We start from the raw sequence: 12,512 nt of genomic DNA on the forward strand, positions 1-12,512 counted from the left end.
AAGTTCCGCTCACGCCTTCTCGACGAAGCTGTCGATCACCTTCTTGTCGCCGGCCTTGTCGAACGACACCGACAGCTTGTTGCCCTCGACGCCGGTGACCTTGCCGTAGCCGAACTTGACGTGGAACACCCGGTCACCGCGCGTATAGGCGCTGGCCGCCGAGCTGGCCGAGACCGCCACCAGCCGGCCCTCGCCCTCGATCGGGGCCGAGCGGGCGGCCGAGCCGCCGCTGCGCCAGGTGGCTCCGCGCTCGCCGAAACCGGAGGTGCGCTCTTGGGCCCGCTTCCAGCCCGGGCTGTCATAGCTGCCGGCCGTGAAGGTGCTGGTCCCGGGATCGTCCCAGCGCGACGACACCGTCTGCTGCATGCCGGGACCGCCGCCGTAGTAGCCGGTCTCCGACGCCGCATCGACGTGGGCCAGGGGCAGTTCGTCGACGAAGCGGCTGGGCAGCTGCGACGTCCAGCGGCCATAGACCTGCCGGTTGGCCACGAAGCTGATCCGCGCTTCCTCGCGGGCCCGGGTGATGCCCACGTAAGCCAGCCGGCGCTCTTCCTCGAGGCCCTTCTCGCCCTTGTCGTCCATGCTGCGCTGGCTGGGGAACACGCCTTCCTCCCAGCCGGGCAGGAAGACCAGCGGGAACTCCAGCCCCTTGGCCGAGTGCAGGGTCATGATCCAGACCGCGTCGTCGCCGGCGCCCTTGTCCAGGTCCATGACCAGCGACACGTGCTCCAGATAGCCCTCAAGCGTGTCGAAGGCGCTCATCGACTGGACCAGTTCCTTCAGGTTCTCCAGCCGCGTCTGGCTGGTGGGACCCTTGTCCAGGCGCAGGGCGTCGGTATAGCCGCTCTCCTCCAGCACCGCCTCCATCACCCGCTGGTGCGGGGTGTTGGCGGCCAGCGCGCGCCAGCGGTCCAGGTCGCGCAGGAAGTTGCTCAGCGCCGTGCGGGTGCGGGCGGGCAGGTCGTCGCCGCCGATGATCACCCTCGCCGCGTCGACCGTGGAGATCCCCTCCAGCCGGGCGATCTGCAGTAGCTTCGCCACCGAGGTGTCGCCGATGCCGCGCTTGGGCGTGTTGACGATGCGCTCGAAGGCCAGGTCGTCGTCGGGCGACTGGATCAGGCGCAGATAGGCGTGGGCGTCGCGAATCTCGGCGCGCTCGAAGAAGCGCGGGCCGCCGACCACCTTGTAGGGGATCTGCAGCATCACGAACCGCTCTTCGAAGGCCCGCATCTGGAACGAGGCGCGGACCAGGATGGCCATGTGGCTGTACTTGCGGCCGGCCCGCTTGGCCTTCTCGATCTCGTCGGCGACCATCCGGCTCTCGGCCTCGCCGTCCCAGACGCCCGAAACCTTGACCTTCTCGCCGCCCGAGGCCTCGGTCCACAGTGTCTTGCCCAGCCGGCTCTTGTTGGCGTCGATCAGGCCCGAGGCGGCGGCCAGGATGTGCTCGGTGGAGCGGTAGTTGCGCTCCAGCTTGATGACCTTGGCGCCCGGGAAGTCGCGCTCGAAGCGCAGGATGTTGTCGACCTCGGCCCCGCGCCAGCCGTAGATCGACTGGTCGTCGTCGCCCACGCAGCAGACGTTCTGGCGACCCTGGGCCAGCAGGCGCAGCCACAGGTACTGGGCGACGTTGGTGTCCTGGTACTCGTCGACCATCACGTACTGGAAGCGCCGCTGGAAGTCGGCCAGCACGTCCGGATTGGCCGTGAAGATGGTGATGTTGTGCAGCAGCAGGTCGCCGAAGTCGCAGGCGTTCAGGATGCGCAGCCGCTCCTGGTACTGGCGGTAGAGGGTGATGCCGCGGCCGTTGGCGAACTCGCCGGCCTCGCTCTGCGGCACGCGGTCGGGCGTCCAGCCGCGGTTCTTCCAAGTGTCGATCAGGCCGGCCAGGGCGCGCGGCGTCCAGCGCTTGGCGTCGATGTCGGCGGCCTCGATCAGCTGCTTCAGCAGCCGTTCCTGGTCGTCGGTGTCGATGATCGTGTAGCTGGACTTCAGTCCCACCAGCTCGGCGTGGCGGCGCAGGATCTGGGCGGCCACCGAGTGGAAGGTGCCCAGCCAGCGCAGGCCCTCGGCCTCGTCGCCGATGATGTGGGTGATGCGTTCCCGCATCTCCCGCGCGGCCTTGTTGGTGAAGGTGACGACCAGCAGCTCCCACGGCCGGGCGCGGCCGGTGGCGAGAATGTGGGCCAGGCGGGTGGTCAGCACCCGCGTCTTGCCCGTGCCCGCGCCGGCCAGCACCAGCACGGGGCCCTCGGTCGCCTCGACGGCCGCCCGCTGTTCGGGGTTCAGTCCCTCCAGATAGTTCGGCCGCTCAAGCGAGCTTGGGCCGTCCGGTCCGCGAGCACGGGCCAGGTCGGAGATGCGTGGCGCGGGGAGATCGCCGGGAAAGTCGCCGGGGAAGTCGGACGAGTCGAAGCCTTGAGACATGGAACATATGTAGCACAAACATCGCCCGACTTAAGCCCTCGCGCCCATCCGCCGCGCTCTTGATCGGAACCTCGACCGCCACCTCTCGTTTGTTCGGCGGGGATGGAAATCACAGGAGACTGACGTGGCTGAAGAAACCAACTCGAGCGGCGGTGGCGGGACCGGCATGGCGTTCATCATCGGCGCCCTGGTCGTGGTCGTGGCGGTGATCGCCTATTTTGTCTTCACGGGCGGCATGACCCAGAAGAAGAAGGTCGACATCAACGTTTCCGCGCCGCAGCTCGACGCGCCCAAGGTTCCGGACGCGCCCAAGCCCGCGGGTTAGGGGAGGGCGTCATGGCCCGTCACGACGACATCCGGCCCCAGCATCTGGGCGTGGCCGGTCTGGCGTTGCTGGGGGTGCTGCTGCTGATCGCCGCCCTGGTGATCGGCGGCTGGCGCTCCGGCCTGCTGACCGTACGTTCGGCAGACCTGTCGATGCAGATGCCGAAGCCTCCGCCCCTGCCCAGGCGAACGCCGACGCCGGAGCCCATTCCGCTGCCCAAGCCTGGTCCGGGCGTCCAGCAAGGCTAGGCTTGGCCGGCCTTGGGGCGTGATCGCCAAGTTTTGCCGTCATTCCCGCGACCTCCCGCCTTTCTCACGACGCCCCGCATCCGGGAAAGGGGGAGGCGGGAGCGTCGTCGACCGCTGAAGAAAGTCAGCGGACCCTGTCGGTTTCAGACAGGTTCCATCGTCCTGAGGAGGTTGATGTTCGCGATCCGGCTTGGCGGCCGGGCGAAGATGGAAAGGGAGACCTTAGGCATGGGCGTGCGCGAGCAGATCGACGGCTACATCGATGCTCAGTCTCCAGCGAAGAGCGAGGAATTGCGGGATCTGCACCGGCGCATCCTGGCGATCTCGCCCGACGCCGAGCTCTGGTTCCTGGATGGCCGCGACGGCGACGGCAAGGTCGTTTCCAACCCGAATATTGGATATGGATCGGAGACGCTCAGCTATGCCGCCGGCAATTCGAGAGCGTTCTACAAGATCGGTCTGAGCGCCAATACGTCCGGACTGTCGGTCTACGTGATGGGTCTCAAGGACAAGAAACACCTGTCCGAGACCTATGGATCGCGACTCGGGAAGGCCAAGGTCACCGGATATTGCATCAGCTTCAGGTCCGTGAAGGACGTGGACCTCGGCGTGCTCGAAGAGGTCGTCGCGGAGGCCTTGGGGCCGCGTTGACGGTCGATCCGCTCTAGACCGTTCCCGCCTCGCCCGCCTGGGCGTGTTGCAGGGCGAACACGCGGCAGGCCGAGGCCAGGGGGCGCTCGCCCCGTCCAGCGTCGATGCGCTGGATCAGGCTGGCTATGCTGATCTTGTCGGTGCTCGCGGCCAGTTGCAGCACGGCCCAGAACTCAGGCTCCAGGGCCAGAGAGGTCGCGTGGCCGGCCAGATTGATCGAACGCTTCTTCAGACTGCCCATCTCGCCCGTCCCCATTTTGCCGCCTGGCCGATCAACGTCCGGCCAAGGTCCCAGATCGGGGGTCGCTGAACCCACTTGAATAAAAATGACGCCATGTCATCTTTATCGGGTTCAGCAGGAGCATGCCTTATGATTGCAGCCACGCAAGTGCTCGGTGAGCCAAAGGCGCGTCAACCGATGCAACGGGGGCGTCAGTCCTTCAACCTGCAGCCTTTGCGGGCGCTTCGGGCCGTCCGGCGCCTGATCGCCGACAAGGAGGACACCGCCCAGGTGTTCGAGATCATGCGCGCCCTGGCGGGCAACGCGATCCCCAAGGGCTATCGCCGCTTGCTGAGCACGCCCGAGGGCGGCCGCATCGCCTACGAGCGCGACGAGTTCGCCGAGCGGCTGTCGGACCCGGCCTGGCTGGCGCGGTTCGGTCCCGGCACGGTCGGCGCGGCCTATCGCGACTTCATCGCCCCGCGCGGCCTGTCCGCCGAGGGGCTGGCCGAGGAAAGCCGCAAGATCCCCGAGTCCGACGTCGACGCCGCCCACCCGCTGGCCTGGTACGCGCGCCGCATGCGCGACGTGCACGACGTCTGGCACGTGCTGACCGGCTACGGCACCGACGCCCTGGGTGAGGTCTGCGTGGTGGCCTTCTCGTACGCCCAGACCCGCAGCCTGGGCTTCGCGGTCATCGCCCTGGCCGGGGCGCGCGAGTTCCAGAGGGCCCGGCTAGGCCAGCCCTATGGCAGGGCGGTGCGCGAGGCCTGGCGCAACGGCCGCTCGGCCGCCTGGCTGCCGGCGGTCGACTATCCGGCCCTGTTCGCCATGTCGTTGGAAGAGGCTCGCCGGACCTACAAGGTCGCGCCCAACACCGCCTATCTCGCCATTCCAGCCCAGTACCGCGATAACTTCAAAGAAGCCGCGTGAGCGAGGCCGCCAACCGCGCGGTCGCCGAGCGCTACGCCCAGGCGTGGCGGGCCGGCGACCTGACGGCCCTGCGCGCCTGCTATCACCCCGGCTTCACCCTGCACTATTTCGGCGACCATCCGCTGAGCGGCGATCATGTCGGCCTGGCCGCCGCCCTGGCGACCCTGGCCGAGGTCAGCCGCCGAACCCGCCGCAAGCTGGTCCGCATCGTCGACGTGACGGCCGGACCGGAGCGGGCGGTGGTGATCGCCCGCGAGGCCTTCGAGCGCGACGGCGTCGTCACCGAGCTGGACCGCGTGCTGGTCTACCGCATCCAGGACGACCTGCTGGCCGAATGCTGGGTCTATGACGGCGACCAGGCGCTGGTGGACGGGTTCCTGCGCGGCTAGGCGCGCGGAACGGGCCGGCGGCTCTTGACCCGCTTCGGCGTTCGGTAGTTCAACTGCACAACGCGCGAAGCGTCGGATTGCAGAGAATCTTTCATGATCACCCGTCGCTTCAAGCTGATCGGTCTGACCCTGTTCGGGGCGGCCGTGACCCTGGCCGCCGCGCCCGCCCTGGCCGCCGACGCCCAGGTGGCGGTCGCCGCCAACTTCACCGAGCCGGCCAAGGAGATCGCCGCGGCCTTCAAGGCCAAGACCGGCCACACCGCCACCCTCAGCTTCGGCGCCTCCGGGCAGTTCTACACCCAGATGGCGCACGGGGCGCCGTACGAGGTGTTCCTGTCGGCCGACGCCGAGCGTCCCAAGAAGGCCGAGGACGAGGGCCTGGCCGTCAAGGGCACGCGCTACACCTACGCTTTCGGCCGGCTGGTGCTGTATTCCAAGACGCCGGGTCTGGTTGACGTCAAGGGCGCGGTGCTGAAGTCGGACAGGTTCGCCAAGCTGGCCGTCGCCGACCCCACCGCCGCCCCCTACGGCGCGGCCGCGATCCAGACGATGCGGAAGCTCGGGGTCTACGACGCCCTGGCGTCCAGGATCGTCAGGGGCTCGTCGATCACCCAGGCCTACCAGTATGTCGCTACGGGCAACGCCGAGCTGGGCTTCGTCGCCCTGTCCCAGGTGATCGACGAGCCGGGCGGTTCGCGCTGGGTGGTTCCGGCCGCCGACCATGCGCCGATCGAGCAGCAGGCGGTGCTGCTGAAGACCGGCGAGAAGAACCCCGCCGCCCGGGCGTTCGTGACCTTCCTGAAGTCGCCCGCCGCCATCGCCATCATCAAGCGCTACGGCTACGAGGTCCGTCGCTAGGCGGGACTAGGACCGGCGGTAGCGCGCGACCAGCGGGTCCGCGGCCGCCTGGGCCAGGATCCAGTCGCGGAAGGCGATGATCTTGCGCACCCGGCGGCGTTCGGCCGGATAGGCCAGCCAGTAGCCGCCGCCGTAGCTGGCGGTGATGTCGAACGGCGCGACCAGCCGGCCCTGGGCGATCTCCTGGGCGAAGAAGATCGGCGAGCCCAGCGCCACGCCTTGCCCGGCCAGGGCCGTGGCCACTTCCAGCGCCTGGGCGTCGGCCGACAGGCGCGGCGGCGGGTGGTCTCCGCGGGCGTCGACGCCGGCCGCCTCGAACCAGGCCGCCCAGAACTCCGGCGCGCCGATGCGCGGAGCCCCCAGCAGATCGGCCGGCGCCGCCAGGCCGCCGAGCTGGGCCAACAGGTCCGGCGTGCACAGCACGGTCTGGGCCGAGGGGATCAGGAAGTGCGCTTCCATCCCGGGCCACTCGCCGGAACCGGCGCGCAGGGCCAGGTCGAACGGCTCGCGCTGCAGGTCGACGACCCGGCTGGAGGCGTCCAGCCGCACGGCGATGCGGGGATGGGCGATCTGGAAGCCGCCCAGGCGCGGCGCCAGCCAATGGCCGCCGATGCTCTGGACCGTGGTGATCGACAGCACGCCTTCCTCGGTGTCGACCAGGTCGGACACCGCCGTACGCAGGAGGCTCATCGCCTCGCTGGCGGCGCGCGACAGGCGCTCGCCGGCCGGGGTCAGGGTCACCTCGCGGGGCAGGCGGGTGAACAGCGGCTGGTCCAGGCGCTGTTCCAGGGCCTTCACCTGCCAGCTGACGGCGGCCTGGCTTACGCCCAGCTCGTCGGCGGCGCGGGTGAAGCTCTTCAGGCGCGCGGCGGCTTCGAAGATCCGGATGGCGCTGAGCGGCAGGCTGGCGAGGATGTCTGGCATAAGTGGTGCTTATGATTACGCAAGGAAGCCGCGTTTGTCACGCGGCGTCCGAGGCGCGAAATTCCCGTCATCGCAACGCACAGGAGGTGACGGTGATGGACGAAGCGGTCAAGACCCATAAGGAAACCACGTTCGGCTGGGTGCTGGCGGTCCAGGAGTTGATCGCGGCCTATCGCGCCCGGCTGGCCCGTCTGGCGCGTGAGCAGGCGGCCGAGGCGGCCAAGGCCGCGCCCCGGCGTCACCTCGCGCCGCGCTAGGGGCGGCCCAGCCTCAGTCCTCTCTCTTGGCGCCGTCCAGGTCGCGCTTCAGCTTGTCGGCCCGCGCCGCGTCCAGGGCCTTGTCGGCCTTGGCGCGGCCGAACTTGGCGCGGTTCTCGACGGCCTTGGTCTTGGCGTCGGTCTTGGCCTTGGCCTTGCGGGCCTGGTTCAGGTTGAGGATCTCGGCCATGGCCTAGCCCTTCTTGGCCGCGACCGGCTTCGGGGGCGTGGCCGGCCGCAGGATCAACGTCGACTGCAGGCGCAGCGTCTCGCCCTTCTTCAGGATAAACGGCGCACGGCCCGGGAAGACGCAGTTCTGCATCGACAGTTCCTTGCGCAGGATCCAGCGGGTGATCGGCGCGCCGTTGGCCTTGCACGCCAGGCCGACGGTCCAGGCCGGCGAGCCGCCGCCGGGCGTCCAGGCGAAACCCATGGCCTTGCCGGCCTCGACCGGACCGACCGCCGGGGTCACGGTCTTGCCGCCCGAGCCGAAGGTCAGGCGGTCGGGCTTGATCAGCCGCACCGAGAAGCCGCCATAGCCTTTCACGTCGTCGCTGCCGCCCAGGGCCAGGGTGTCGCTGCGGGCGGTGATCACCGTGTCGAAGTCGATGCGCCGCGCGCCGTCCTTCAGCGGATAGACCCGGACCTTGGTGGTTTCGCGCGCCACATAGTTCACCTCGGGCGTCGAATTGACGATCCAGTCGGCGTTGACCACCAGGGTCCCGCCGCCGGCGCTGTCGCCCTTGAAGCGTTTCTCGCGGACATGGAAGGTCAGGCCCTTCATGAACCAGCCGTCGGCGACGTTCTTGCCGTCGACCAGCACCTGGTGCCAGCTCCAGAACGCGCCGCGCTGGTGCAGGTGGTCGACGGGCCGGTCCTCGGTCAGCACCGTTCCATCGGGCGCATAGATCGGATGGACGTAATTCAGCCGGCCGGGCTCGCGCGGATCCGCCGGAGCGGTGCGGTAGAACAGGACGCTCTTGCCGGCGTCGGTGATCGTGACGCCGTCGGCCGCGAACACCGCGTCGACCCGGGGCAGGGGCGTGACGGGTGGGGGCGCGGCGGGCGCTGGCGGCGGGGTTTCGGCGGCCGTCGGCGCGGCCGTCGCGGACGCGGCTTCCGCCGTCTGTGCCCCGGCCGTTCCTGTCCAGGCCGTCGCGCTGGTCAGCACGAGCAAGGCGGCGAGCGATCTGATCATCAGCGTGTCCCGGGAAAAGCCAGCGCGTTCGTGTCCCGGCGCAAGTGATAGCCAGAACGGGTGGCGCTTCAAAGTTACAACCTTGACAGGAACATAACGCGAACAATCCTTATCGGCAAGCCAGTTGGAAACTGCGCCGCGACCTCGCCCGTTTGCCCTGCCTGACGTGCATCAAAGGAGGAACACCATGATCGACGCCTCGCAAATCCGCGAACATCTGGAAGTGGTCGGATCGGACGGCGGTCACGTCGGCCGGGTGGATCACGTGGTCGGCGGCGAGATCGAGCTGGCCAAGCTGGACCTGGGCGGCGGCCTCAAGCACCACCTGATCCCGGTCACCTGGGTCGACCATGTCGACGACGACGGCGTGCACCTGAACCTGACCAAGGACGACGCCAAGGCGCGTTGGCGCGAGAAGCACTAGGGGTGCGAGAAGCACCGGGCCGCGTCCCGGTCGGCGTTCGTCGCTCTGTGATTGACAGCTTCGCCGTGCTGGCCGATCCCTCGCCCGCCAACGGGTGAGGGATCGCGCATGTACCAGCTCTATTACAGCCCCAGCACGGCCAGCCTGGCGGCGCACTGGATGCTGATCGAGATCGGCGCCCCGTTCGAGCTGGTCCTGACCGACACCGCGACCGGCGCCCAGAAGGCCCCGGAATACCTCAAGCTCAATCCCAGCGGCGTGGTGCCGACCCTGATCGTCGACGGCGCGCCGGTCTGCGAGGTGGCGGCGATCCTGATGCTGCTGGCCGAACGCCATGCGGAGAAGGGCCTTGCCCCGGCGGTCGGCGCGCCCGAGCGGGCGGCCTGGCTGCAGTGGATGGTCTATCTGACCAACACCGTGATGCCGGCCTTCCGGGCCTGGTTCTATCCGCATGAACCGGCGGGAGAGGCAGGAACCGAGGCAGCCACGGCCGTGGCGCAGGCCCGGCTGGAAGGGATCTGGGACCGTGTCGACGCCCATCTGGCCGCCCAGGCCGGTCCCTACATGCTGGGCGAGCGGCTCTCGACCGTCGATTTCCTGGCGACCATGCTGACGCGCTGGTCGCGGAACATGCCCAAGCCCGCGACCGCCTGGCCGAACATCGCCCGCTACCTGGCCCGCATGCGCGCCATGCCGTCGCTGCGCGAGGTCCATGCCCGCGAGGGACTGACCGACTGGATCGACGGCTAGGCCGCTTCCGCCCGCGCCATCGGCTTGCGCCACGGCGCGATCAGGGCGGCCAGGACCAGCAGGGTCAGGTTCACGCCCAGGGCCACGCCGCCGAACGCCAGGCCGCCGAACTTCACGGTCTGGACCACGACGGCCGCCGCCAGGGCCGCGCTGGTGGCGATCCGTAGGCTGACGATCCAGAACCGCGTGTCCTTCACGGCCACGGCGGCGGCGACCAGCACGGCCAGGGGCGCCCAGAACACCCAGACCGGCGGAACCTTGAGCGCCAGCCACAGGGCGGCCGACAGGGCCAGGGTCGCGGTCGAGCCCCAGACGACGGCCGCCCAGGCCTTCTCCAGCCGCGGTGCGGGACGTCCGCGATCGCGGCGACGGGTCAGCCAGATGGTCACGCCGCTGCTGGTCACCACGCACAGGGCGACGCCCAGCAGGCCGTAGGCGATCTTGACCGGCAGGCCGCCGAACGAGCCGAAGTGCAGCGGATAGGACGAGGCGAAGACCTGCTTGCCCAGGCCGTCGTCCGACAGGCCCAGCTTGTGGGTCATGCGGCCCTGGACGTCGAAGGTGTAGCGCTCGGCATAGATCAGGCGCTTGGGCATCAGGGCGTTGACCTCGACCATCTGGCCCTTGGTGCCCAGGGCGGTCAGGGAGATCAGGGTCGGCTGCAACTCCGGCTTGTCGTCGAACCAGGCCAGGGCCTTGACCAGGTCGGGGAAGGGGGCGGGCGTCGGGTCGGCCTTGGGGACCGTGCCGTAGATCGGGGCGGTGACCTTGGCGATGTCGCCCTTGGTCGTCACCCCGGCCACCGCGAACAGCAGCAGGCTGGCCAGGCCGATATAGGCGCCGGTCCAGGCGACCACGAAGTGGAACGGCGCGCCCCAGACGCTGAGCCGGTTGTGCAGGTCGGCCTGCGACAGCCGCTTGGCGCCGGCCCAGCGGAAGGCGAAGGCGTCGCGGAAGATCTTCGGATGGGCCAGGAAGCCGGAGACGATCAGGCCGGTCAGGGCCGCGCCGATCAGGCCCACGACGATCAGGCCCAGGGTCTCGGGCAGGTGCAGATAGATGTGCAGGTGCTCGAGGAAGTGCACCCAGGGCGAGCTGGCCTCGCCGGCTATCCGGCCTTGGGCGTCGGCGACGAACACCTGCTCGCCGACGAAGGCGTAGAGGCGCGGCATGTCGGCGGTCGGCAGGCCCATATAGACGACGCCGGCCTTGGGGTGGGCCTTGGTGATCGCTTCGGCGAAGGCCTGGACGGCTTGCGGGCTGGCGTGGGTCAAGGTCGGCGCGGCCGGCTCTTCCCACAGCTTCAGTTCGTTGAGGAACACCGCGACCGTGCCCGACAGGCAGACGATGTAGATCAGGGCGGCGGCGACCAGGCCCAGGCCCGAGTGGCCCGACAACACGGTGCGCACGAAGGTCGGCGGGACCTTGGGCCAGATCGAAGGGCGGTTGGCCGGTTCGGCCCCATTCCTGTTTTTGGCGGCGGCGTTGGCGGCTTCAGGAGGCGTGGCGGCGTCCATGGCGGGGCTCCTATCGGGGCCGCAGGACGACGGCGAGGGCGCAGACGGCGGTGAGGGCGACCAGGCCGATCGTGGTGCGCAGCAGCTTGCGGTCGGCGCAGGTCCAGACCATGGCTCCGGCCAGGATCAGCGGCGCGCCGAAGGCGGCGGTGACCAGCTTGTCGGCCTGGGAGCCCGGCGTCCAGACGACCATGGCGACGCCGGCGGCGACGCTGGCGGCGGTCGAGATCGGCAGGGCCAGCAGCACGGCCGCGAGCGTGCGCGGCCAGGTCGTGGCCGGGCCGGTGGCGGGATCGGCCCCGCCCGCGGTGGCGCGGATCGGCTTGGCCTTCTTGCCGTGCGGCGCGGTCCAGCGTCCGCTGACGACGATGAACACGGTGGCGGCCAGCGCGACCAGCAGGGTCGAGATCGCCACGCCCCGATCGCCGCCGGCCCAGGGGGCCAGCAGGACGGCGGCGGCGACCAGCAGGGCCCAGCCGCCCGCGATCAGCCCGCCGCGCGGCTTGGGATTGCGCTTCCAGGCCAGCCACAGCAGCCAGACGCCGACGGCGACCATCACGGTCGCGGCCAGGGCCAGCGGGGTCTCGACGGTCGCGGTCACGCGAGCGACCCGGACTTCGGCGGCATGGCGGTGTTCACGATCGGTCTCGACGGGCAAGCGGGGACAGAGGCGTTGATTAGGCCGCGCGTGACGCAACTGCAAGTCACTCTCATAATCAAGCGCGATATGAGGGGGCGTTGCCGGAGCCGGCGCCTCGGCGTCGGGCCGCCTAGCGCGGGGGCAGGGCGCCCGCGAAGTCGATCACGCACATCGAGCCGTAGGCGCGATGCGGGCCGCAGGCCACGCCGGCCAGCTGGTAGCCGGCGGCGAAGATGTTGCGGCGGTGGCCCCGGCCGGGAACGCCGCTGTCGATGATCAGTTGACGGACGACGTCGCGGGCGTCGTCGAAGCCGTACGAGATGTTCTCGGCGGAAAGGCCGGCCCAGACGCCCTGGCCGCGCAGCCGTTGGCCGAGGCCCCCGGCCGCGCCGTGACCGACGTCGCCGCGCGCGCCCTGGACCTGGGCGTACTGGCGGGCGGCGGCGGCGATGCGGCGGTCGGACTCCAGGGGCGGCAGCGAGTCCTGGCGTTCCAGGAAGCGGATCGCCTCCTCGACGGCGGCGGGATCGTCGCTGCGATGGAGGTCGCGGCGCAGTTCGCGCGCGTACTCGGCCGGCCGGGCGCGCGCGAAGTTCAACTCGTCGAGGACGGCTTCGTCGAGGCGCGCGGCGTGGGCGGCGGGCGCCAGGGCGAGCAACAGCAGTCCGGCGACCGCCGGAACCAAGGCCTTGCGGCCGGAAATGCGCATGCGCGCGCTCCCGTGAATCAGACGCCCCAGGCCTGACCTAGC

At 69.8% G+C, this 12,512-nt stretch carries 17 protein-coding genes; 9 read left to right on the plus strand and 8 right to left on the minus strand.

Going from position 1 to position 12,512, the window contains the following annotated elements; all coding sequences use genetic code 11:
• Window positions 1–9: 9 nt before the first annotated feature.
• The gene (locus tag AC1DYP_RS03260) at window positions 10–2,427 is read right to left on the minus strand and encodes an ATP-dependent helicase (protein ID WP_477045119.1); all 2,418 of its coding nucleotides are present in this window, start codon (window positions 2,425–2,427) and stop codon (window positions 10–12) included.
• Window positions 2,428–2,551: 124 nt separating this feature from the next.
• Between AC1DYP_RS03260 and AC1DYP_RS03265 the strand changes: the two genes are divergently transcribed.
• The 3 genes from AC1DYP_RS03265 (at window position 2,552) to AC1DYP_RS03275 (ending at window position 3,651) form a co-directional block, all read left to right on the plus strand.
• Complete coding sequence (locus AC1DYP_RS03265) at window positions 2,552–2,752, plus strand: hypothetical protein (RefSeq protein WP_477045120.1); 201 nt, start codon at window positions 2,552–2,554, stop codon at window positions 2,750–2,752.
• Between the two features lie 11 nt (window positions 2,753–2,763).
• Entirely contained in the window at window positions 2,764–3,000 is a 237-nt protein-coding gene (locus AC1DYP_RS03270; protein WP_477033634.1) for a hypothetical protein, read from the plus strand.
• A 174-nt stretch (window positions 3,001–3,174) separates the two neighbouring features.
• The gene (locus tag AC1DYP_RS03275) at window positions 3,175–3,651 is read left to right on the plus strand and encodes a DUF1801 domain-containing protein (RefSeq protein WP_477045121.1); all 477 of its coding nucleotides are present in this window, start codon (window positions 3,175–3,177) and stop codon (window positions 3,649–3,651) included.
• A gap of 13 nt (window positions 3,652–3,664) precedes the next feature.
• On the opposite strand, the gene AC1DYP_RS03280 is transcribed toward AC1DYP_RS03275, so the two are convergent.
• The gene (locus AC1DYP_RS03280) at window positions 3,665–3,892 is read right to left on the minus strand and encodes a ribbon-helix-helix domain-containing protein (protein ID WP_477045122.1); all 228 of its coding nucleotides are present in this window, start codon (window positions 3,890–3,892) and stop codon (window positions 3,665–3,667) included.
• Window positions 3,893–4,069: 177 nt separating this feature from the next.
• Between AC1DYP_RS03280 and AC1DYP_RS03285 the strand changes: the two genes are divergently transcribed.
• The 3 genes from AC1DYP_RS03285 (at window position 4,070) to modA (ending at window position 6,051) form a co-directional block, all read left to right on the plus strand.
• Window positions 4,070–4,804, plus strand: coding sequence for a Coq4 family protein (locus tag AC1DYP_RS03285; RefSeq protein ID WP_477045123.1), 735 nt, complete (start codon window positions 4,070–4,072; stop codon window positions 4,802–4,804).
• Window positions 4,801–5,193 carry a nuclear transport factor 2 family protein gene (locus AC1DYP_RS03290; RefSeq protein WP_477045124.1) on the plus strand — a complete coding sequence of 131 codons (393 nt, stop codon included), beginning with the start codon at window positions 4,801–4,803 and terminating at the stop codon, window positions 5,191–5,193. Before AC1DYP_RS03285 ends, AC1DYP_RS03290 begins: the two co-directional genes overlap by 4 nt.
• A gap of 93 nt (window positions 5,194–5,286) precedes the next feature.
• Window positions 5,287–6,051: a molybdate ABC transporter substrate-binding protein gene (gene modA, locus AC1DYP_RS03295; RefSeq protein ID WP_477045125.1), complete on the plus strand. Its 765-nt coding sequence runs from the start codon at window positions 5,287–5,289 to the stop codon at window positions 6,049–6,051.
• 6 nt (window positions 6,052–6,057) lie between these two features.
• On the opposite strand, the gene AC1DYP_RS03300 is transcribed toward modA, so the two are convergent.
• The gene (locus tag AC1DYP_RS03300; RefSeq protein WP_477045126.1) at window positions 6,058–6,975 is read right to left on the minus strand and encodes a LysR substrate-binding domain-containing protein; all 918 of its coding nucleotides are present in this window, start codon (window positions 6,973–6,975) and stop codon (window positions 6,058–6,060) included.
• 95 nt (window positions 6,976–7,070) lie between these two features.
• Between AC1DYP_RS03300 and AC1DYP_RS03305 the strand changes: the two genes are divergently transcribed.
• Window positions 7,071–7,232: a hypothetical protein gene (locus tag AC1DYP_RS03305; RefSeq protein ID WP_477045127.1), complete on the plus strand. Its 162-nt coding sequence runs from the start codon at window positions 7,071–7,073 to the stop codon at window positions 7,230–7,232.
• A gap of 13 nt (window positions 7,233–7,245) precedes the next feature.
• On the opposite strand, the gene AC1DYP_RS03310 is transcribed toward AC1DYP_RS03305, so the two are convergent.
• On the minus strand, window positions 7,246–7,422 hold the full coding sequence (locus tag AC1DYP_RS03310) for a DUF4169 family protein (protein WP_477033626.1): 177 nt from the start codon (window positions 7,420–7,422) through the stop codon (window positions 7,246–7,248).
• A gap of 3 nt (window positions 7,423–7,425) precedes the next feature.
• Complete coding sequence (locus AC1DYP_RS03315) at window positions 7,426–8,430, minus strand: DUF6807 family protein (RefSeq protein WP_477045128.1); 1,005 nt, start codon at window positions 8,428–8,430, stop codon at window positions 7,426–7,428.
• A gap of 187 nt (window positions 8,431–8,617) precedes the next feature.
• Between AC1DYP_RS03315 and AC1DYP_RS03320 the strand changes: the two genes are divergently transcribed.
• Complete coding sequence (locus tag AC1DYP_RS03320) at window positions 8,618–8,854, plus strand: DUF2171 domain-containing protein (protein ID WP_035081512.1); 237 nt, start codon at window positions 8,618–8,620, stop codon at window positions 8,852–8,854.
• A 108-nt stretch (window positions 8,855–8,962) separates the two neighbouring features.
• On the plus strand, window positions 8,963–9,604 hold the full coding sequence (locus AC1DYP_RS03325) for a glutathione S-transferase family protein (RefSeq protein ID WP_477045129.1): 642 nt from the start codon (window positions 8,963–8,965) through the stop codon (window positions 9,602–9,604).
• Here the strand turns inward: AC1DYP_RS03325 and AC1DYP_RS03330 are convergent.
• The 3 genes from AC1DYP_RS03330 to AC1DYP_RS03340 all read right to left on the minus strand — a co-directional run bounded on the left by AC1DYP_RS03330 (window position 9,601) and on the right by AC1DYP_RS03340 (window position 12,470).
• Complete coding sequence (locus tag AC1DYP_RS03330; RefSeq protein WP_477045130.1) at window positions 9,601–11,121, minus strand: PepSY-associated TM helix domain-containing protein; 1,521 nt, start codon at window positions 11,119–11,121, stop codon at window positions 9,601–9,603. The two genes, AC1DYP_RS03325 and AC1DYP_RS03330, sit on opposite strands and share 4 nt — an antisense overlap.
• A gap of 10 nt (window positions 11,122–11,131) precedes the next feature.
• Window positions 11,132–11,722, minus strand: coding sequence for a hypothetical protein (locus AC1DYP_RS03335; protein ID WP_477045131.1), 591 nt, complete (start codon window positions 11,720–11,722; stop codon window positions 11,132–11,134).
• 169 nt (window positions 11,723–11,891) lie between these two features.
• Window positions 11,892–12,470, minus strand: coding sequence for a CAP domain-containing protein (locus tag AC1DYP_RS03340; RefSeq protein ID WP_477045132.1), 579 nt, complete (start codon window positions 12,468–12,470; stop codon window positions 11,892–11,894).
• Window positions 12,471–12,512 lie beyond the last annotated feature (42 nt).

The sequence above is a fragment of the Caulobacter sp. P1_D6 genome (assembly GCF_056406095.1).

Excerpts from the sequence above, each read along its gene's own strand:
- AC1DYP_RS03340 (WP_477045132.1), bottom strand. The coding sequence starts at position 12,470 with ATGCGCATTTCCGGCCGCAAGGCCTTGGTTCCGGCGGTCGCCGGACTG.
- AC1DYP_RS03315 (WP_477045128.1), bottom strand. The coding sequence starts at position 8,430 with ATGATCAGATCGCTCGCCGCCTTGCTCGTGCTGACCAGCGCGACGGCC.
- AC1DYP_RS03285 (WP_477045123.1), top strand. The coding sequence starts at position 4,070 with ATGCAACGGGGGCGTCAGTCCTTCAACCTGCAGCCTTTGCGGGCGCTT.
- AC1DYP_RS03330 (WP_477045130.1), bottom strand. The coding sequence starts at position 11,121 with ATGGACGCCGCCACGCCTCCTGAAGCCGCCAACGCCGCCGCCAAAAAC.
- AC1DYP_RS03270 (WP_477033634.1), top strand. The coding sequence starts at position 2,764 with ATGGCCCGTCACGACGACATCCGGCCCCAGCATCTGGGCGTGGCCGGT.
- modA (WP_477045125.1), top strand. The coding sequence starts at position 5,287 with ATGATCACCCGTCGCTTCAAGCTGATCGGTCTGACCCTGTTCGGGGCG.
- AC1DYP_RS03280 (WP_477045122.1), bottom strand. The coding sequence starts at position 3,892 with ATGGGCAGTCTGAAGAAGCGTTCGATCAATCTGGCCGGCCACGCGACC.
- AC1DYP_RS03320 (WP_035081512.1), top strand. The coding sequence starts at position 8,618 with ATGATCGACGCCTCGCAAATCCGCGAACATCTGGAAGTGGTCGGATCG.
- AC1DYP_RS03275 (WP_477045121.1), top strand. The coding sequence starts at position 3,175 with ATGTTCGCGATCCGGCTTGGCGGCCGGGCGAAGATGGAAAGGGAGACC.
- AC1DYP_RS03325 (WP_477045129.1), top strand. The coding sequence starts at position 8,963 with ATGTACCAGCTCTATTACAGCCCCAGCACGGCCAGCCTGGCGGCGCAC.
- AC1DYP_RS03300 (WP_477045126.1), bottom strand. The coding sequence starts at position 6,975 with ATGCCAGACATCCTCGCCAGCCTGCCGCTCAGCGCCATCCGGATCTTC.
- AC1DYP_RS03260 (WP_477045119.1), bottom strand. The coding sequence starts at position 2,427 with ATGTCTCAAGGCTTCGACTCGTCCGACTTCCCCGGCGACTTTCCCGGC.
- AC1DYP_RS03310 (WP_477033626.1), bottom strand. The coding sequence starts at position 7,422 with ATGGCCGAGATCCTCAACCTGAACCAGGCCCGCAAGGCCAAGGCCAAG.
- AC1DYP_RS03305 (WP_477045127.1), top strand. The coding sequence starts at position 7,071 with ATGGACGAAGCGGTCAAGACCCATAAGGAAACCACGTTCGGCTGGGTG.